The organism is Bacillus gaemokensis (assembly GCF_001590835.1).
GTDB classification, from domain to species: domain Bacteria; phylum Bacillota; class Bacilli; order Bacillales; family Bacillaceae_G; genus Bacillus_A; species Bacillus_A gaemokensis.
This window is the reverse complement of record NZ_LTAQ01000052.1, coordinates 1-3,725: the sequence shown is the minus strand read 5'-3', so window position 1 is coordinate 3,725 and position 3,725 is coordinate 1. Positions and strand designations below refer to the sequence as shown.

Below are 3,725 nucleotides of genomic sequence, written 5' to 3'. Positions count from 1 at the left end.
TCTGTAGAATCATAGGAAAGGATGGCGTTTTTGTATGAATCTATCGATTTCTGATGAACTACAATTATTTTCTAAAGAATTACAACGACATATGTCACCACATGTTTTAGATCAGTTAGCTAGAGAAATAGGATTTGTTCAACGGAAAAGTAAATATCGTGCACAAGATTTAGTAGCTCTTTGTGTTTGGTTAAGCGAAAACATAGCAAACACTTCATTGAAACAACTATGTAGTCGATTAGAAGCTAACACAGGTATTTCTATGAGTCCAGAAGGACTTAATCAACGTTTTAATTCTAGAGCTGTACAGTTTTTACAACAAGTATTAGCGTATTTACTTCATCAACAATTTTGTTCTTCTAGCAAGATTTTAACTTTGTATACAAACTATTTTCACCGTATTCGTGTATTGGATTCTACACATTTTCAGGTTCCAGATAAATTCGTTTCTACATACCAAGGCTCAGGAGGTAGTGGTCAATTTCTACATGTTCATGTGGGTGCTGGAAAGCACAATGATAAAATTTACGGTTCTACTTGTCTCGAATCTCTTCAACCGCAAGATGTATGTATACGGGACTTAGGATACTTCGACTTAAAAGATTTACATACCATAGACAAGTACAGTGCTTATTTCATCTCACGACTTAAGCTCAATACTCGCATATATCAGAAAAACAAAGAGCCTGAATACTTTCAGAATGGAACGATAAAAAAACATTCTGAGTACATCCAACTAGATATGGAGCAATTTATTGATCAATTACAGCCTGGTGAAACATATGAAATTCCTGATATTTATATCGGAATGTATCAAAAGCTTCCTACAAGACTAATTCTGTATAAATTAACTTTTACATTACGAATATTCCTTTGGAATATCTACAAAAGGAACAAGTATATGATTTTTACTCATTACGTTGGCAAATTGAACTTATCTTTAAAATATGGAAATCATTTTTTCGTATTCATCAATGTAATTCTGTAAAACTGGAAAGATTAGAGTGTCATCTATATGGGAAATTAATTAGCATCCTTCTTTGTTCCTCCACTATGTTTCAAATGCGCCAATTACTCCTCATCAAGAAGAAACGAGAATTGAGCGAATATAAAGCTGTTTATATCATTAAAGATTATTTTCCACTTTTTTATCAAGCTCTACAAAAAGACACCCAAGAGCTATCAAGGATCTTGCTTCGTCTATTCGATTTTTTACACAAAAACGGGCGAAAATCTCATCGATATGAGAAAAAGACAGTCTTTGATATTTTAGGCGTCGTGTACAATTGTTCCAAACCTTACAATCATGTAGCTTAATTAAAAAAACGAAACCCTTTAGGGTTTATTTCTTGTGCAAACCTTTAAATAATTTATACTTAGTCTTCAGAAAATAGAAAGCTCTTAAGTTGAAATTGATTTTACATAAGCTTAGCTTGATGGGCATGTGATGGGACCCCACATCCATCAACTTAAGAAATTAATTGTTCCCCCAAACGAAAAAAATRAGCTGAATTCTCATAARTAACTGTAAAAAGGTAAAATTTCCGTTTTCGTGATACTTAAAAATATTAGCTTGATGGATATGTATGTTGACCCCTACTAGAAAAGAGAGCATTTTTGGGAAAAATACTCTCTTTTTCATTAATTATTATACAGATCAAAATTCTAAAGGTAATTCTTCTAATGACCTCATTAGATAGTTTTCTTTCCATCTCACTTGCTCTCTTTGCTCTCTTTTTCATTAATTATTATACAGATCAAAATTCTAAAGGTAATTCTTCTAATGACCTCATTAGATAGTTTTCTTTCCATCTCACTTGCTCTCTTTCYCCTTGTATCTTTAAATTTGGCATACGACGTAATAATGTAGAAATTGCAATTTTTGCTTCTAAACGAGCAAGTGATGCTCCAACACAAAAGTGACTACCATAACCAAATGCAATATGMCGATTATTTTTTCTTGTAATATCAAAAACATCAGCGTTTGAAAAAATCTTTTCGTCACGGTTAGAAGATGCTARTGAAATAATAATTCTATCTTTTGATTGAATATCTTGGCCATGCATTGTGAATGRTTCAGCTGTCCAACGTAAAGTAGTTAATTCCACGGGGCTGTAAAATCGTAACGCCTCTTCAAYTCCTAAATCAATCAAATCAGGGTTTTGACGAAGCTTTTGTAATTGAACTGGGTGTTCCAACAATGCTAGCGTCATATTTGCAATTAGGTTTACAGTTGTTTCATGTCCAGCAACAATAAGCAACGTAAWCGTTGAGTATAACTCTGATTCATTTAATTTTGTTCCTTCGCTTTCCGCTTGTATTAGTGCACTGATTAAATCGTCTGCAGGATTTTTTCTTTTTTTATGAACTAAATACTGTATATATTCAGCGAATTCTTCTAATTTTTGATTGTTTTTCTGCACATCTTCTAGTATATGWGGAGTATCAATAATCGCCTGTGACCAAATTCTAAATTTATGTTGATCTTCAAGAGGAATACCTAACATTTCACTAATTACCATAATGGGTAAGGGAAAGGCGTAATCGTTTACAAGATTTATTGAATGAGTRTGCTCAAATTTACTTAATAAAGTATCAGCGATATGTTGAATTCGACATTCAAGTTGCAAAATCATCTKAGGAGTAAATGCYTTTTGAACAAGTGATCGTAGACGGTGATGGTCGGGGGGATCTGAGTTTAACATATGATTTCTCAAAAGCTCCCTATTTTYTAATGAAAAGGGAACTTTAACATCTTCTTTTCTACTAAATACATTTTCAATATTTTTCATTAATCTTGCATCTTTTAATAAAGCCATAGCGTCTTCATATCTCGTAATAAGCCACCCTTGACTCTGTTCACCTAGAGATAAAGGATAAACAGGTTGAAAGGCACGTAATTCTTTGTAAATATCGTATGCTTTCTCCTTAAATATTGGAGAAGCTAATTGTGTTTCTGAAAATAGATTGAAATTTAGTTCGTTTTTTRAAAYCATCAATATTACCTCCATCTTTATAGATTTTTGGGTAACTCAACGCCTAATTTGCATTATAACCCATTTAACTTTAATAAAGGTAAGAATATTCAGACGRAATATTACTTTACTTGGTAAAATAAACACGAAAATCCTAAGATATATACTTCGTTTAGTTAACGGGATATTACCCCATAGCCATCCAGCTAATAGTTTGAAGTGTTCCTACAATGAAAATTTGATTATTTTACAGTTATTTATGAGATTTCAATTCATTTTTTTTCGTTTTGAGGAACAATTAATTTCTTAAGTTGATGGGCATGGGTCACCATACCCAAAAAAGAAAATTGTACGTTTAGACATAAAATTGACACATTTCGATTAGTTCCCTGTACGTTAAGGAATTAGTTTGTATATTTGAGGAGATTTACGAGACAGGTGTAAATTTAGGGGAATCCAATATTTTCTATTCAAATATGATAGAATGGAAATATATCCAAAACGGAGGAAAAACAAATGAACTCAAACACAAAACAGTTTATTTATGATATCCAGCAAAGAAAGAACAATTATATGGAAGATGTACTAACAGCAATACAACACCCTAAAAAAGAACAATCTGAACAGGTCATTCAAAATATAGTAGAGAAGATGGATATGATGATCAGTTTAGTTACTACTTACATGGCTATTGAATCAGAATCTATGAAAGAATTAAAAGAGCTTCAGGAAGAAATTATTCATGCTCAA

At 32.1% G+C, this 3,725-nt stretch carries 2 protein-coding genes and 1 pseudogene; 2 read left to right on the top strand and 1 reads right to left on the bottom strand.

The annotated features are described in order from the left end of the window. The first annotated feature begins 34 nt into the window (after positions 1–34). Positions 35–1,317 (top strand): annotated as a pseudogene (locus tag AZF08_RS23120) (IS4 family transposase). 440 nt (positions 1,318–1,757) lie between these two features. On the opposite strand, the gene AZF08_RS23115 reads toward AZF08_RS23120, so the two are convergent. Beyond that, complete coding sequence (locus AZF08_RS23115) at positions 1,758–2,996, bottom strand: cytochrome P450 family protein (protein ID WP_063177390.1); 1,239 nt, start codon at positions 2,994–2,996, stop codon at positions 1,758–1,760. Between the two features lie 495 nt (positions 2,997–3,491). Here AZF08_RS23115 and AZF08_RS23110 point away from each other — a divergent pair. Further along, a partial coding sequence (locus AZF08_RS23110) for a hypothetical protein (protein WP_063177389.1) occupies positions 3,492–3,725 on the top strand: 234 nt, incomplete at its 3' end.